This is a genomic window from Campylobacter sp. US50a (genome assembly GCF_004379015.1).
GTDB lineage: Bacteria > Campylobacterota > Campylobacteria > Campylobacterales > Campylobacteraceae > Campylobacter_D > Campylobacter_D jejuni.
Genome location: NZ_RYYJ01000068.1, coordinates 1 through 437 on the forward strand (window position 1 = coordinate 1; position 437 = coordinate 437).

The window sequence follows — 437 nt, forward strand, 5'->3', positions numbered from 1 at the left end:
AAAGAACTTTATAAAAGTATTGATGAATTTAAAAAACTTGGTTTTGAAGATTTAGAAAATGCTTATCAAACTTATATCCATTCTTTGATTGTAAATAAAGAAATAAATAGTAGAGATGAAACAATAAATAAAAATGAAAACAAAGAAATAAATAAAAATTCAAATCAAGAAAACAATATAAAAGAAAATACAAGCAGTATAATAAAAAATACAAATTTTAACAATGAAACTTCTTTAAAAACGAAACAAAGCAATACCATTATAGATGATATAAAAGAAGATTTTAAGATTGTATCTAATAATGCTATAATAAGCAATACTAACTTTAAAGGTAAAAAAATTGCTTAAAATATCAAAAAGAATTTCTATTATAGTTTTTATTGTATTAGTTTTTATTGCAGTTGTTAGTAGTGTTTATGAGTTTATCCATGAAGCTC

Annotated in this window: 1 pseudogene; it reads left to right on the top strand. The window is 20.1% G+C overall.

From position 1 onward, the window contains the following. Positions 1 to 348: pseudogene (locus tag ELQ11_RS09690) on the top strand (hypothetical protein); the annotation flags it as partial. Positions 349 to 437: the final 89 nt, after the last annotated feature.